Origin of the sequence: Vibrio sp. McD22-P3 (genome assembly GCF_021568915.1) — a bacterium.
Lineage (GTDB): Bacteria > Pseudomonadota > Gammaproteobacteria > Enterobacterales > Vibrionaceae > Vibrio > Vibrio mediterranei.
The window spans coordinates 174,989-191,020 of sequence record NZ_JAKGTN010000004.1; the positions used below are offsets into that span (position 1 = coordinate 174,989).

13 protein-coding genes are annotated in these 16,032 nt (G+C 41.7%); 6 read left to right on the forward strand and 7 right to left on the reverse strand.

Annotation, left to right across the window (positions count from 1 at the left end; translation table 11 throughout):
* Nucleotides 1–96: 96 nt before the first annotated feature.
* Nucleotides 97–549 (forward strand): hypothetical protein, encoded by a 453-nt coding sequence (locus tag L2W36_RS06445; RefSeq protein WP_006070551.1) that lies wholly within the window; start codon nucleotides 97–99, stop codon nucleotides 547–549.
* Nucleotide 550: 1 nt separating this feature from the next.
* Entirely contained in the window at nucleotides 551–1,606 is a 1,056-nt protein-coding gene (locus tag L2W36_RS06450) for a GGDEF domain-containing protein (RefSeq protein ID WP_124941896.1), read from the forward strand.
* A gap of 3 nt (nucleotides 1,607–1,609) precedes the next feature.
* Here L2W36_RS06450 and L2W36_RS06455 read toward each other — a convergent pair whose 3' ends face one another.
* From L2W36_RS06455 to L2W36_RS06485, 7 genes are all read right to left on the reverse strand, one after another.
* Nucleotides 1,610–4,018, reverse strand: a complete 2,409-nt coding sequence (locus tag L2W36_RS06455) for a bifunctional diguanylate cyclase/phosphodiesterase (protein WP_236109613.1) — start codon at nucleotides 4,016–4,018, stop codon at nucleotides 1,610–1,612.
* A gap of 2 nt (nucleotides 4,019–4,020) precedes the next feature.
* Nucleotides 4,021–5,088, reverse strand: coding sequence for an ABC transporter substrate-binding protein (locus L2W36_RS06460; protein WP_236109614.1), 1,068 nt, complete (start codon nucleotides 5,086–5,088; stop codon nucleotides 4,021–4,023).
* A 90-nt stretch (nucleotides 5,089–5,178) separates the two neighbouring features.
* On the reverse strand, nucleotides 5,179–5,886 hold the full coding sequence (locus L2W36_RS06465) for a hypothetical protein (RefSeq protein WP_038222075.1): 708 nt from the start codon (nucleotides 5,884–5,886) through the stop codon (nucleotides 5,179–5,181).
* 102 nt (nucleotides 5,887–5,988) lie between these two features.
* A complete protein-coding gene (locus L2W36_RS06470; RefSeq protein ID WP_006070556.1) occupies nucleotides 5,989–6,603 on the reverse strand; it encodes a LysE family translocator in 615 nt (204 codons plus the stop codon).
* Between the two features lie 123 nt (nucleotides 6,604–6,726).
* On the reverse strand, nucleotides 6,727–7,641 hold the full coding sequence (locus tag L2W36_RS06475; protein ID WP_124941893.1) for a LysR family transcriptional regulator: 915 nt from the start codon (nucleotides 7,639–7,641) through the stop codon (nucleotides 6,727–6,729).
* A gap of 33 nt (nucleotides 7,642–7,674) precedes the next feature.
* Nucleotides 7,675–9,078: a sensor domain-containing diguanylate cyclase gene (locus L2W36_RS06480; RefSeq protein ID WP_236109615.1), complete on the reverse strand. Its 1,404-nt coding sequence runs from the start codon at nucleotides 9,076–9,078 to the stop codon at nucleotides 7,675–7,677.
* Nucleotides 9,079–9,235: 157 nt separating this feature from the next.
* Nucleotides 9,236–9,931 (reverse strand): aspartate/glutamate racemase family protein, encoded by a 696-nt coding sequence (locus L2W36_RS06485; protein WP_198558758.1) that lies wholly within the window; start codon nucleotides 9,929–9,931, stop codon nucleotides 9,236–9,238.
* Nucleotides 9,932–10,237: 306 nt separating this feature from the next.
* Here L2W36_RS06485 and L2W36_RS06490 point away from each other — a divergent pair, with 306 nt between their 5' ends.
* From L2W36_RS06490 to L2W36_RS06505, 4 genes are all read left to right on the forward strand, one after another.
* Nucleotides 10,238–12,109, forward strand: coding sequence for a methyl-accepting chemotaxis protein (locus L2W36_RS06490; RefSeq protein WP_236109616.1), 1,872 nt, complete (start codon nucleotides 10,238–10,240; stop codon nucleotides 12,107–12,109).
* A gap of 728 nt (nucleotides 12,110–12,837) precedes the next feature.
* Nucleotides 12,838–14,268 carry a sodium-dependent transporter gene (locus tag L2W36_RS06495; RefSeq protein WP_038222077.1) on the forward strand — a complete coding sequence of 477 codons (1,431 nt, stop codon included), beginning with the start codon at nucleotides 12,838–12,840 and terminating at the stop codon, nucleotides 14,266–14,268.
* Nucleotides 14,269–14,396: 128 nt separating this feature from the next.
* Nucleotides 14,397–15,020: a 3'-5' exonuclease gene (locus L2W36_RS06500; RefSeq protein WP_236109617.1), complete on the forward strand. Its 624-nt coding sequence runs from the start codon at nucleotides 14,397–14,399 to the stop codon at nucleotides 15,018–15,020.
* A gap of 108 nt (nucleotides 15,021–15,128) precedes the next feature.
* Entirely contained in the window at nucleotides 15,129–16,031 is a 903-nt protein-coding gene (locus L2W36_RS06505) for a DMT family transporter (protein ID WP_171389527.1), read from the forward strand.
* Nucleotide 16,032: the final 1 nt, after the last annotated feature.

The window sequence follows — 16,032 nt, forward strand, 5'->3', positions numbered from 1 at the left end:
CATTTTGTCCCTGTCTCATATATGAAACACCTCCTACGTTGATTACGCAAACACGCTTCCTAAACTATGAATGTGGCAACGAAAAGGAACTTCATTATGCTCAAGAGTACGATTGTATTATGTGCGCTCTTCTCTTCCCTAACTTTCGCCTCTGATCTAACCATCAAGAGCGAAGGTGTCACTTTCAAAACATACACAGACGAAGATTTGGCGAATATGCCACAAACCAGTATCAAGACTGAATTACCTTGGTTAGAAGGAGAAAATCATTTTACCGGTGTTTCGCTTATTGAGCTTTTTTCGCAGGCAAATGCGCAAGTGCCTGACATGGTTACCTTTGTCGCACTGAATGATTATAAAGTCACGATTAGTCTTAAAGATATCCAAGCATACAACCCTATTGTTGCCAATCGTAAAAATGGGGGAAAAATGTCTGTCAGAGATAAAGGGCCTTTTTGGGTGATATTTCCTATTTCTCAATTTCCAGAGATTAATACAACCGACTATCACGCTATGATGATCTGGCAATTAAAAGAAGTCAGCTACTGAGATGTTAAATACGCGCGCTATTCGTCAGTTTCCTATCAATCTGGCGAAGCTCATTCTGATCATTATCACTTCCTGCGTTTTGGCAGTGAACGTGATTACCATCGATCGTATTAACCATATTAACGAGGACCTATCTGAACGCAAAAATGAGGCAACCTGGTTCATACTGCAACTCGTCAAAGAATATTCAAACTTCATCACTCAAACCCATATTACACCACTCGATACAGAGAAGATTTGGCTCTCTTATGACCTCACTTGGAGTCGTTTTGACATTATCTTGAACAGCAAAGAATCCGCTAACTTCATAAAGCAGGCTAACTATCATGACTTCTTCATCGCTCAGTTCGACAAATTCAAAGCTCTTGAGCGATCCTTAAAACTGCTACAGGAAAAGCCGGAACTTCAAACTGCACTCAACCAACGCATTAAACTTAACTTTAATGAAGTCATTCATTTTATTAATAATAAATTCCAAATAGAGAGCCCTCTGAGCGAGAAAAGTCGCACTTTAATAGAACGCTTATTAGTACTTCAGAAGGTAAGTACAGTGGCGTTAATCGTATTATTCATCGTTATTTCGGTGATTTTCTGGATTGAAACCAAAATGCGGCAGACCATTCAACGAAGAGATCCACTCACACGCTTGTTGAATCGAGTTGCTCTTACAACTGACATTAAAGCAAACCTCACTGCACCTCACTACAATTTGCTATCAATCAGAGTGCAAAATGTTGCTGAAGTGAATCAAAAATACGGCATTGACTATGGCGATGTCATCATCAAAACCGCGGCGCAAAGGGTGACTGGTTTTCTAACCGATGATTTACTGCTTTATCGCTATAGTGGTGCCCAATTCATTATTCTCGGCAAGGCAGAAGGTTCATTAATTTCCGATAAGCTAGTTCAGAGAATTAAAGAAGAGCTGTCAAAAACTATCGAATTGAGTGATATGGAGTTGGTACTCGATGTTTCCCTATCGCAAGAGGTTAACCTTAAACGAAGCAGCCTAACCGAGACACTGACGCAGCTATCACGCAAAGCGCTATCCACTTAACGTTCAAAATTTGTGGTCAGCTACTTTGATGCTGGTCACCTTGGTAGAAAGCGTTTCATGTCGGCCGATCTTATAGAATTCACAGAACTCGGAATAACCAAGCGGTTTACTAAAGAAGTAGCCTTGTAAGTAATCACAGCCAATTTCAGTCAGATAGCGGCATTGATTGGCATTTTCGACGCCTTCCCCAACTACTTTAGCGTGACAGTTGTGACCTAGCGCTATAATTGAGTTAAGCATGCGCTCCTGATTCACTTCGCCACTAATTCGGTCAACGAAGCTCTTATCAATTTTCAGTTCATCAACAGGGTAATGCAGCAATTGATTGATTGAAGCATACCCTGTTCCAAAGTCATCCAGTGACACTTTAAAGCCTAACTCTCTAAGTCCTGAAATAATAGCGACCGTATCCTGTGTACTTCGGACATAACTGGTCTCTGTTACTTCTAGAGTAACTTTATGATGTTTGACACCGTAACGACTACAGAGGCTACATATATGCTCAATAAACTCATTATTGTAGAGCTCCAATGCGGAAATGTTAATCGAGAGACTTCCGGTATAGCCGCAATCCGTTTCCATTTTCTGTAAATCTTTCAGCGAGTTTTCAATGACCCAACTATCAATAAGGCCTATGATATTCGCCTTTTCTGCCACAGGGATAAACTCATCTGGTCCAATACCTTTTGCTTGTAGCACTGGACATCGGACTAACACTTCAAGACTGGCGATCTCCATTGTTTTTGAGTCTATAAGAGGCATGTAACGTAGCTCAAAACCATGCGTTTGGGTGCATTTCAGCAGTACTCTTTCTATATCATCAATACGGGATAAATCCTCTAAAAGTTGGTCGTCAAATAGTACTAGAGAGCGTTGGTTTTTGATTTGCTTAGCTTTATTCAAGGCCACTTCTAGCCCTTTTTGCCATAAGTTTGCTTGGTCTTTACGACACAACGGGAAAATAGCCATTGCGAGGTCTAAATTAATGGGTAGAGCATCAAGTAGTCCCGCACGCTTGAGCGTCTTCTCACTATTAACAATTTGTGACTTCACCTGGTTTTCATCATTTGCATCTATAAGTACACAGAATGTGTTACTACCATAGCGGCAAACTGAATAATCACTAGTCGCTGTTCCCCTATCTTCTTGATAATGTCCAACAAACACCTCTATTTCTCTTGCAAGATTCTTCAACACTTGGTCTGCTATTTTTGCTCCATGCAGGTCATTGATTCGCCTGAAGTCTATGATGTCCCATGCAACAATATAAGTCGTTCTAGTAGAATAACTAGCAATACGCTGCTCTACAAAGTGAATAAATGACCTACGATTAGCAAGACGAGTAAGACCATCAAACTCCGCTTCAAATTTCACCTTACTCAAACTATCTATATAGGCGTTTTTTAACACTGATACTTCATCGGTTCCTTTAGCTCTTTTGAAATACCTCAGTTCCAAGCCACCTTTATGAATTTCTGACAGCAAAGCATCAATTGGATAGAGTATTCGACGGCGTATATTGAAATGAATTACAACCAATAGTACGAGCATTACCAGAACCAAATACCCGAATACTTCTATGACAAGTTCCTTTTTGATCGACGCGTAATGAGAGTCAAGTATATTCAAATCGACGACTAACCCAGACCCAGCAATACGTATAACGTTGCCATCGATAAAACCGCTACCCAACTCTGTAACCACAATGTTGGAACTACTATTGTCTACTAAGGCACCCTTGCTAAACTCCAAGCTAATATAAGGATACTGGGATGCTTTGCTAAACAAAGCGTTAATTTCTAAAAGACTGCCATCAACAATTAATAAACTACGATCTGATCTAGTTACCACATATTTGTCATCAGGAGGTAATGTAGGGTCATAAGCTCCTGTAGAGCTGTATCTCACCTCCCCTATTAAAGATTGATAGATATTTCCCGACTGATCAAAAGGTTCCCCAAGAGAAACTTTAACGTGAGAGTCAAAGACATGCTGGTAAAGGTCGTCAGGCAAAGAACGAGCACTAAATGGATTCGACTTAGAAGAGGCGGCTGTCATGGTAAACATTTCATCTAGTACATAGATTGCAGTGTTGCTCTCTTGCCGACTATGATCTCGACTTAGTACATAATTAATGTGTGACTCAAGGAAGTTTCGGCTACTGAGCTCGCCTGTGTCTTGAATGTGACGCAAAAATTGCGTACTGCCTGATATCTCATAACCTAACGCCTCGATACCTTTTATTTCAAATCTGGTCGCTTTTAGAGCCGCTTCTACATTTGCAATCCACTTGGAACGTTCAAGTTTCTTATATTCATCGAGTTGCCACTGATAGAGCAAAGCTCCTGCGCCGAGAGTAATCACGCCGATTGTTGGTATCAATGCCAGGTGCAACCTCTGCAATAACTTCATCGTCACCTCAAATCTTCTACTATCCGCTGTCTTAACCGCAGACCAGTATCGCTGACTGGCCGATAGATATAACTACGCTCAATTAAATCAGGTGCTGGATTGATGATGGGGTCGTTTAGGTACTCTTGACTCAGGTAGGGAGTTACGTTGAGGTTAGGCGACGAAAACCAAGATTCTTCGGCATTCAAAGCTGCGACCTCAGGAGAAGATAAGTAATCGATAGCTTCGCTCGTTGCTTTGCTCACAGGTTTACCTGCGGGAACAGCAAGGCATTCAAGCCATACCACAGTACCTTCTTCAGGAACCACATATTTCCACTGAACTTCGTCAGAATTGCTCAATTGGTTTAACACATAGTCATCACCAGAAAAGCCAAATGCCATGTAAACATTATCAAGCTTTTTCGGCTCTTGGATCGCTTCTAAAATATACTGCGTAGAACTTAAAAAAGGTCGCTGCTGCTCCAGCAGTTGGTAGGCATGTTGAAGCTTTTCCTCATCATCTGAAAAAGGGTCATGTTTAAGAAACAGCATCGCTGCACCAATAAGATCGATAGGGTGATAGTACATGGAGATCTTATTTTGAAGAGCTTTGTCAGGCATCAACAATGATGCCCAAGATGTCACAGGATTTTGGATCTTGTCACTACGGTACAAAATACCACTGGTTCCCCATGAGTAAGGGATGCCATATTCGCCACACGCCTCCAACCAACGTTTTTCAAATCTATCGGCTATTTGATTTTGAATAGAGCTTATATTTTGTATAGCTCCCTGTTTCGCTAACATCTGTAAACGCACACTTTCAACGACGACCAAATCAATGGTTCGCCCTCTCTCACTAAGGAGCAGTTCATCACGCACCGCTTCGTCAGAAAAAAAGAACTCTTCAATGGCAACGTTATGCTTTGATTTAAGGTCATTTTTGACCGTTGGAGAGAGGTAGGCTTCCCAATTGTATAGGTGAACGGTATTACTACTATGCTCCGCAAAAGCAGGCGCAATCATAACAAGAGCAGATAGTACTACTTGTTTAATCACGACCTCTTTTGGCAGAACTTGTCGTTGCATCTGCTAGTCCTTTAGCTTTTACTAACATAATCAGACTAGGACATAGTGTCGATGAATGCGATGCAAACCCTATCTCATTAGTGAGAATGGTTACTTTTGAGTGCTATCCTTCTCTTTTGGGATTGGTAGCGTTTCTAGCTCAGACTCACCCGTCACCATGTTGATTTTAAACAGGTATAAGTTTTCCGGGTCACCATAATGTCTAAAAGTAAATTGGTAACTATGAGCAGGGTAGAAAATGGGAAGCTCCTCGACCATAGCGATACCATAGCCGTCTTGAACCACAATCTCTTGAACCTCAAGAGTTTGCTCTGCTGTTTGTTTCTCACGCTCTCGACTGTACTCGGGAGCAACAGAAGGATTTGTCGGATAGGCTTGTCCATCAAAGCTCATCGTTCTCAGTGAACCATTACTCCAAACGTAAAAGTCTTTCCAACCATTTGTTGTTCGGTCTGAAACGAGAATAGGCTTTCGTGTCACCGTCATTCTGGTAATTACGTCACCCGATGAAGAGAATAGGTAGGCCGTGCAACCGCCAGAACCACAAAAATAAGGATCCTGCATAAGAACAAGCAATTCATCATTGCCATCGTTATTCAGGTCAGTAGCTCCAGCTACGTATTTATAGTCTTTCTCATCAGGATCGAGTTGCTCTGGCTGAAGAATGTCTTCATTCACTAAGCGGTCAACATTCTCCAATGTAAACACACTTGGTCTAGGTTCCTCTGAAGCACTATGAAGACAACCAGTAAGGCCAATCACTAAGGAGCAGAGAATCAATAGCTTTTTTAATTTCAAAATACAGTCTCAAGATAGTCCGTTATTTCCTAAGTGTAAGAAGTTAAATGGCATCTCTCAAGCTATTGATTCAACTATCTTAGTATGGCTCGAATCTTAGAATCACAAAGTATAAACGACGCGAACAGCCAAGAGTATTAAGACAACACCCGACAACTGGTCAATAATTTTCGCTTTCGACTTCAATGAATCTAACAACCTTGGCGATGACAACATAAAGGTAATGAGTGTGTACCAAAGGCCATCGATAATCAGAGGTGTCGCGACAATAATGGCTTTATCTGAGACTTCACTTCCTATCGCTACAAACTGGCTAAATAGTGCAGTAAAGAATAATGCGATTTTCGGGCTCAAAAGTGAGATGAACAACCCTTCCTTTGCCGCTGATGCTACCGATACCTGTTTGCCCGACTCAAGGCGCTCGACAATTCCACCTTTTGAACGAATAGCATTGAATCCTAGCCACGCAAGATAGAGTGCGCCGAGCAATGATATTGTTTTAAAAACAATCGGGAATTGATGCAGCAACACCGACAAACCAAGAACCGTTACCAGTGCATAAACTCCAATTCCGCATGCATGTGCCCATGCTGTTGCCAGTCCATGATTCCTTCCCCCAGCTAAACTGTGTTTTGCGACAATAGCGAGACTAGGGCCTGGGGACATCGCCCCAAGAAGACAGATTGCAACTAAAGATAACCAAACAGTAAAAGTCATAACAGCTCCTCAAATAACTGGAGCCACTTTATCACCGCAACATTATGATTTGAAATCACCATTTCTCATCATCGCAATGAAATCAGATCATAACCATCATATAAGTACTCTTCACCTACTAGGTTACCTAACCGAATACATCGAACTGCGCATGATGGACAACACATGCTCTCTAGTCCAAATGTGCGCGGGCTCATGGTCATATTTAGGGTGCCATATCAGCCAATACTTATGAGTAGGTACAGTAAACGGAATATCAATAACATGTAATTTTTGGGTCTTTTTGAGATTCACCGCGATATGGAGTGGGACGGTCAACAATGCGTCTGTTTGTTGCAATAGCGCAAAGGCTGAAGAGAAAAAAGGCGTTGAAACTAGAATTCTTCGCTTTAAGCTCCGCGCCTTCATTTCTCTATCAAGGAAACTATCCTTATCTCCACCACCCGAGATTCGAATGTGTGGATACGCGCCCAATTCCTGCTCTGTAATTGTTTTAGTACCAGATAATGGGTGGTTCTTTCGAGTCACGATGACTGGAATATCCTCCCCTATTTGCTGAGAACTCAAACCTAAAGGTGCTTCTGGCAACATAGTGGATGCCAATTGAACATCGATTTCACTGAGTTTAGCTAGGTTGTCTGGTTCCCATAATCGGTACGCAAACTGCATCGTTGGAGCCAAAGACGATAACTGTTCAACGAGCTCCGGAAGTATATATTGAGCCACATAGTCAGAAGAAGAAAAGGTGAACGTTTGATCGAACAGTAGTGGATCAAAGTCCGCTTGTCCTAACACCTTGGTAATGTTTTGGAATAAGTCTTCAAGCTCCGCTCCTAATCGCTCAGCACGCGGGGTCAAAACATAATGGTTGCCGTTTCTTACCAACAAAGGATCGTGATAGATATCGCGCAATTGACTAAGCTGACGGCTTACCGCGGATTGAGTCAAGTTAAGCCTTTCAGCCGCGCGACTCACGTGCTTCTCAGCTAACAACACTTCTAGGGTATAGAGAAGATTGAGGTTGGTTTTTTGATTCATTTACTTCGACATCTATTCGTAAAAGAGGTGTCTTCACTTGTCTATCGTGGACATTCTCTTAGCCTGTGAGGATATTAGCTCTACCACAGCGCGGTTTTTCCCCTGCTTTTTAGCAACATACATAAGTCTATCGGCTTCATATAGTGTCTCACACTCCGACGCATCTTCGTACACCGCACAGCCAACACTCACTGTAACTGGTTGGCAGCAGATATCCTTAACGTCTAACTCTCTGATAGAGCGACAGATATTTTGTGACAGTTGATAAGAATATTCAAATCCTTGATATACATAGACCAACGCAAATTCCTCGCCACCAATACGCGCGATGACACAATCACTTTTGAGTAGCGACCGTATAGAGTTCGCAACAGACTTGATCACTTTGTCACCTTGAACATGGCCAAATGTATCGTTGATTTTCTTAAAATCATCAATATCGATAACGATGATCGCAAGATAACCACCAGTATGTCGATACTTCTCGAGTTTTTCTAAAAAATAGCGGCGATTACTTAAACCGGTTAATGCATCGGTTTCAGACAGCACCTTTAATTCTCTATTAGCGTTGGCCAGTTCATTGGTTCTAGTATTTACGGTATAGCGTAGCAAGAGTATATAAATAAACACACCGAGTATGATCATAATACCAATTATTGGTAATAGATGTTCTGGATAAACAGTCTCTATATGCATCCATCGGCTGAGTATACGCTGGCGTTCATCAACACTGATTTTACTGAAATTAGGGATCAAAACATCAAGCATTGCTGCTTTGTTCTTGGCCACAGCAAAATACAATGATCCGGAATAAAGATGTTTGACACCGATAAATTCACTTGTGTTTGACGACGTATATAGATAGTAATTCGCAACCTGAAGATCAGCGACAAAAGCACGTATCTGGTGAGAAAAAGCCGCTTGCAATAACTTGGAATTATTATCGAACAAGGTTAATTCAACATTCGGGTAGTTGGTCTGTAAAAACTCAACTTCATAGCTTCCAGAAACTACGCCTACCTTATAATTGTGTCCTCCCATCAAGAACGAATTAACATTAAAAGACTGCAAACTACTATGAAAATAAAGTTGGGTGTCGATTTCAAATATTTCACTACCATACTCAAGGTAATTAGCGCGCGTTTTAGACCACAGTAACCCCGCATGAACATCGGCTTGATTGGTTTTGACTAGGTCTAGCGACGATTGCCAATCAACCAACTTAAACTGTACTTCAACACCGTTTTCAACCCCGTAAGCACGCCAGTAATCGATGAGGATGCCTGCTGGTTGATTGTTTTCATCAAGATAAGAGTATGGTTTCCATGCTTTCGAATTCGAGATTATAAGAGTATCGGGGCCGCGCTCAATGGCCACAGCGCTGTTCGTAAACAGTATCAACGTAACCAGAACAAACACGACTTTGGGAAAGAGCACAATTGCCTCTATGATAAACAGCCAACAAGAATGTTATTTATAGTCGCAAAATTCGTGACTTTCTCCTCAAATATTTTAAAGCACGATCAAAATCTCATTATATATATGGAACGCCATTCACTTTTATTAGGTCCTGTCGTGCTCTTAATATTTCTGCCTACTTGTTTAAAGCAAAATCAACAGCAGCTTCACTGTGAATCTGCGTAGTGTCGTATAAAGGAATATTTGTGTGTTCTTGCTTTACTAGCATCGCGATTTCGGTACATCCGAGAATAATCGCTTGTGCCCCGTTGTTTCTTAGATCTTCAATGATCGTTAAGTAACCTTGACGCGAGATATCACGCACCTCCCCTTTTACTAACTCATTGTAGATAACTTCATGAACCAGCGCTCGTTGCTCTTGGTTGGGCACAACTACTTCAATATCGTATTTCTGTTCGAGACGCCCTTTGTAAAAGCTCTGTTCCATAGTGAATGCTGTACCCAACAGTCCTACCTTTGTAATCCCGTCATACGTCAAACGTTCTGCTGTGGCATCAGCAATATGCAACAGAGGAATGGATATAACACTTTCAATTTCTGACGAAACTTTATGCATAGTGTTGGTGCATATCAATAAACAGTCGGCACCCGCCGCTTCGATACACTTGGCAGATTCACTCAAGCATCTAGCCGCAGCGTCCCAATCCCCCTGACGTTGTAGGCTCTCTATTTCCGCAAAATCGACACTATATAAAGCGACTTTAGCAGAGTGAAAACCACCTAGTTCTCGCTTAACACCTTCATTGATTGCCTTATAGTAGTTAGCTGTAGACTCCCAGCTCATTCCGCCTAATAAGCCTATTGTTTTCATATCACCATCCTATTAATACGACACTTTCTATCAAACTAGGTAAAAACTAGCCGTTCTGTCATAACTGTACCTTCGTTGTATCATAAATGTCTCAAATCATTACAGAACAATCTGCTTACCCTCTCTATATTAGAACGCCGACCAGTCATTTTTAATGACATAACTACTAAAGTAATGCTGCTTGCCACCGATAACATTTAAAGTTATACAAGACACTGTTCTTATTAACCCTAAAAATAATCATAATTATCAAATCAGTACTGGCTAGCCAATCGGCTATAGGTTTAAGCCAATCTAGGACGTAGTATGAAATTTAGTCACAAAATCGTTTCGGCCTCAGCAGCCTTGTTGCTCGTGACCGTTTCCACTCTCGGAATTACCCAACTTGTTACCGTTCGCTCTGAGTTGCAAAGTCATATTGACGGCAGTATTCATGAGCTTATTACCGGTGTTAAAAACACCATTAATTATGATCTAAACTCCAAGCGCGATTTAGCGAGTGCCGTCACTGAGTCACTAGAAATTGCGCCCACTGAGAATGACTATGTCAACAACGTCATAACAACACCGACACTTAAATCCAGTTTCCAAGCAGTTGGTGTTGGATACGAAAACGACGGTTCCCTATTAAGTAATGATGGATGGGTGCCAGATGCCTCTTATGATTCAAGGTCACGTCCTTGGTATCAAGAAGCTAAGTCGTCGGGAAACACTATCATTACCGATCCTTACGTAGACTCCTCGACAAAGAACGTCATTATTTCTCTGGGTTCACCACTTAATGATGAAACTGGGCGTTTCATTGGTAGCGTAGTATTCGATGTAACCCTAACAACACTCGCAGATCTGGTAAACCAAACCAATTTATTCAACGCTGGCTATTTATTCGTAGTCACAGATAAAGGCATGACTATCGCGCACCCAAACAGTAGTTTAAACGGAGAGCCAATCAGCAAGTTCTTGCCAGGTATTACACTCTCTGAGGGTGTTCAAGAACTGAAGCTTGATGGTAAAGACTATCAGGTTAATCTGGTTCAAGTACCGGAGGAGCACTGGTATGTTGGTGCGATTATCGATAAAGACATCGCTTTCTCTGCAATTGGCGAACTACGAAATCAGTCAATTTTCTTCATTTTGACTGGTCTAGTTGTTAGTGTCATTGCGTTAACGTTACTCATTCGTTTCCTTATGCGCCCATTGAACGACCTCAATACAGCGATTCAAGACGTAGCGAACGGAGACGGTGATTTGACCCATCGTTTGGATACAGATACCGACGAGGAGTTTGCCGAACTAGCAAAAGGATTCAACACCTTTACTGCAAACCTTCAGCAACAGATCATTCAATCTAAAGAGATCTCCACCAAGATTCTTACCCTGACTCAACAAACAACTGAAGGCTCAAAGCACTCGGCAATAGCAATGAATACCCAGTTGCAAGAATTGGAACAACTTGCTACGGCGATGAATGAAATGGCAAGTACCTCCGCTGAAGTTGCAAACAATGCTCAAGGAGCAGCCAGTGCCGCTCAAGCAGCAGACAATGCAACACAGGAAGGCTCTGCTGTCGTTTTAGACACAACATCAGCTATCACCAACCTTTCACACAGTATTGAAGATGCAGTAGTTGAAGTTCAAGGCCTTGAGACGGCAACAGATAACATTGAAACCATACTTAAAGTCATCAACGATATTGCCGACCAGACTAATCTACTAGCACTCAATGCGGCTATTGAAGCTGCTCGTGCTGGTGAATCTGGTCGTGGATTTGCTGTTGTCGCCGATGAAGTTCGCACGCTTGCACAACGTACTCAAGAATCAACGACAGAGATTCGTAGTATGATAGAGCAACTGCAAAGTGGAGCGCATTCTGTTTCTAGCGCTATGACTCAGAGTAAAGAGAGTGCTAGCCTTGCTGTTGAAAGAGCACAAAGTGCAAATGATGCGTTGGAACGTATCCGCCAATCTATAGCGCAGATTTCTGACATGAATATGCAAATTGCTGCGGCTGCTGAAGAGCAAAGCTTAGTTGCAGAGGAGATCAATGCCAACACCATCAAAATTAAAGATCTTAGTGAACAGGTTTCCGATTCGGCTAACAATGCGAACACAGCAATGACCGAGCAGTTTAGTAATGTTCACCAACAAGAGAACATACTCAATCGATTCAAAGTATAACGTCTTTTGATGTCAACCAAGCTCTGCCAATTTGGCGGAGCTTTTTTTATCCCTGATGAAAATTGGCTCACCAACAACCACAACGTCCTAATGAGTTCTTGGTTATATTACCGCCCCGCAACATCAATCGAAGCAATAACCTATTTTTTCAACTAAACTAAACATAATTATCTATAAAATTTCCACTTAGCCAGTTCAAACAACAAATAAACTGCAAACTATAATTTACATTAACTACAATAACTTTTATAAAGCCATGCTATTGACAAGGTGATTTCCACATAAAAACTTTGCTTAATTATGCGTTATGTAAGCCACTTGTATTACATTTTTAGTCAAAACAACCTGATTTTTTGCCGAATTGTTAATAGGTAATTCTGCAATATAATATCCTACGATCTCCTAAAGTGGTGCTAGAAATATGGTTAGCGTCAGAACAAATCCCTACTTTATGCAATGGAGTGATTATTCTAATTCAATAAATAGCGCTATCGAGTCAAGAAAATTTAGAAAATAAAATGACGAACGTTTAAAAAATCAGCAGTTGACAACAATTTGATGACAAAAGTTAGAAAAAAACACTTTTTAGACTTCCAACTCCAATCATAAACTGGTTTACTTGTCACTGATAAAGCGCCTCCACAAATTTTAGAAAGTGTATAAAAATAAATACACAAACTTTTCGGCGCCAAAGTTACGGACAAACACAACAGATTATCGGAGTTATCGTGGCAACGAGTAATACAAACACAGCACCCCGCGACAATTGGGGTTCGAAGCTAGGCTTCGTAATGGCCGCTGCAGGTTCTGCAGTTGGTCTTGGTAATATTTGGAAATTCCCTTACACAGCAGGTGAAAATGGCGGTGGTGCATTCATCGTTATCTATCTTGCATTCGTAATTTTCATTGGCTTTAGCGTAATGTTAACTGAGTTCGCGGTTGGTCGTAAGACTGGTCGTAGTGCAGTAGGTGCGTTTAAGTCGACAGACGGTCGTTGGACTTTCGTAGGTGTCATCGGCGTACTAAGTGGTCTACTTATTATGGGTTTCTACCCTGTTGTAGGTGGTTGGGCTCTAGCGTACGTTCAAAAAGTATCTACTGGTCTTCTAAGTAACCCTGAAGCTATCGGCGATAGTTTCGGTGGTTTCATCACTAACCCAATTCAACCATTGATGTGGATGGGTATCTACTTGCTAATGAACGTAATCATCGTTAGCCGCGGTATTTCTGGCGGTATCGAAAAAGCAGGTAAGATCCTAATGCCAATCCTATTCCTGATTCTCATCATTGTTTCAGTGAAAGGTTTGTCTCTACCAGGTGCAATGGCGGGTATTGAGTTCCTGTTTAGCCCTGACTTCTCTAAAGTAGACAGTGGTGTTGTACTTGCAGCACTTGGCCAAGCATTCTTCTCTCTAAGTTTAGGTATGGGCTGTATGATTACATACGGTAGCTACCTGAAGAAGAAAGAGAACCTTGTTCAAACTACAGGTATGGTTACGGCAATGGACACTGGTGTTGCAATCCTAGCGGGTATCGCAATGTTCCCTGCAATGTTTGCTCTAGGTATGGAGCCAGCAGCTGGTCCTGGTCTAGTCTTCGTTGTTGTACCTCAGCTATTCGCAGAAATGGGCGGTGTTGGTCTAATCTTCGCACTACTATTCTTCGTAGGTCTAACTGTTGCAGCACTAACGTCTTCGGTATCTCTACTAGAAGTAGTTGTGTCTTACCTAATCGATGAGAAAGGCTTCAAGCGTACTACAGCAGTACTCTCTGCAGCTGCAGTAATGGCGGTACTATGTATCTTTGCTTCTCTATCTCTAGGTGGCGTTGGTCCAACATTGTTTGACACTGGTGCATTCGACATCTTCGACCTAATGACAGATAAGATCTTCCTAGCTGTTGGCGGTATGTTGGTGTGTATCTTCGCAGGTTGGAGACTAAGCCGCGAAGAACTTGAGAAAGAAATCACTAACGACGGTGAAGTGAAATTCCCACTATTCGGTCTTTGGTACAACCTAGTTAAGTTCGTAATTCCTGTAGCAGTAGCAATCGTTGCGTTTGCGGGAATCTCAAGCGGCTTCGACAGTGGTAAAGGTCCAATCATGTTGATGGGTATCGGTATCATTGCTCTAACAGGTATTCTTTCGAAGAAACTGTAAGACTTAAACATTATTGAAAAAGAGGAATCCTAGGATTCCTCTTTTTTTGTTTAACTCTCCTTGTTTAATGTTCCCCTTCCTGCCACTTCACGTTAGACTTTGCGCCCTACCCAAATAACGAGATTATAATGATGCTTTCATCTGCCAAATCTGTCGTAGTACTCGACTTTGAGACCACTGGTCTTTCACCAAATCAAGGCGACAGAGCTATTGAAATTGGTGCAGTTAAGCTAGAAAACGGCACCGTAATCGATAGGTTTCAATCCCTCATGAATCCGAGATTTCGTGTCAGTGGGTTTATCGAAAATTACACTGGCATCAGTAATGCCATGCTGGCTAACGCGCCAAGCTGTAAAGACGTGATGGGTGAGTTTTCAACTTTCATAAAAAACAGTAATCTCGTTGCTCACAATGCTTCGTTCGATAAGCGATTTCTGGATGCAGAGCTAGAGCTCATCAACGAAAGTTACACGGGGGAATTTGCCTGTTCTCTTCTAGTCTCAAGACGTTTAAATCAGGAAGCTCAGTCCCACAAACTCGGCGACTTAGTGGCTTATCATAATATTGCTAATGATGGCGTCTTTCACCGTGCTTTAGCCGATGCAGAAGTGACAGCATCACTATGGTTGCTCCTCGTTGATTCATTGACTGAGAGGTTCAAGATCAATGATCCTAGTTTTGCTTTAATGCAAAGACTGTCCAAACAACCGAAAGCATCGATAGCTCAGTTCTTAACAAAACAAGCTGTGTAATTGTTTAGACATAGGTCATTTTCTATATAAAAATCAAATCGTAGTGTGAAATGCTCCTCACTATGTTATGTATAACGTTAGTGTCATTTTTCTTAGCCAGAGTCTCAAATGAATTCAAGTTTTGACCAATTAGTACCCGTTGGTGTTCGTTATATGGTGCTCTCCGCACTTGGCTTCGCCTTGATGTCGGCGTCAGTAAAGTACGTCAGTACTTATGGAATACCTGTCTTTGAGATTGTGGCAGCTCGTGCCCTTGTCTCATTGATACTCAGCTATGTTGATGTCAAAAGGAAAGGTATCTCGATCTGGGGGAACAATAAAAAGCTGTTGTTTGCTCGTGGTGTCATGGGGTCGCTTGCCTTAATTTGTGTCTACTATGCCGTGACGACCCTTCCATTAGCTGAAGCAACAATATTACAATACATTCACCCTGTTTTTACCGCGCTACTTGCCTTCTTATTCTTGAAAGAGCGTGTGCAATTTTCGACCTTTATATGTATTTTGCTGAGTTTGTTAGGTCTATACACCATGGTCAGTCCTACATTGGGTGCTAACAGTACCGAGCATTTACCCTTATTCAGTGTTGGTGTGGCCTTACTTGGCGCATTAGGGAGCTCTATCGCTTATGTTATTGTGAGAAAACTAAGCCAAACTGAAGATAGTTCAGTTATTATTTTCTACTTCCCTCTCGTTGCACTCCCTTTATCGCTATTACTGATCGGTGACAACTTTGTGATACCCGATATGCATCTTACGGTTATGCTCATACTCGTAGGGATCTTCACCCAAATAGGACAACTTGGGTTGACTAAGGCAATGCAAACACAAGCAGCAGGTAAAGCATCCGCTTATTCCTACATTCAAATAGTGTTCTCGATATTGCTAGGTCTTGTTCTGTTTAACGAGCTGCCATCGATATGGACTTACTTAGGCGGTGCACTCATTGTTTTAGGTGCGCTAATCAATGTCTTTGGGAAAAATCTGCGATTACCTTTCTTACGCTCTCGCTAGA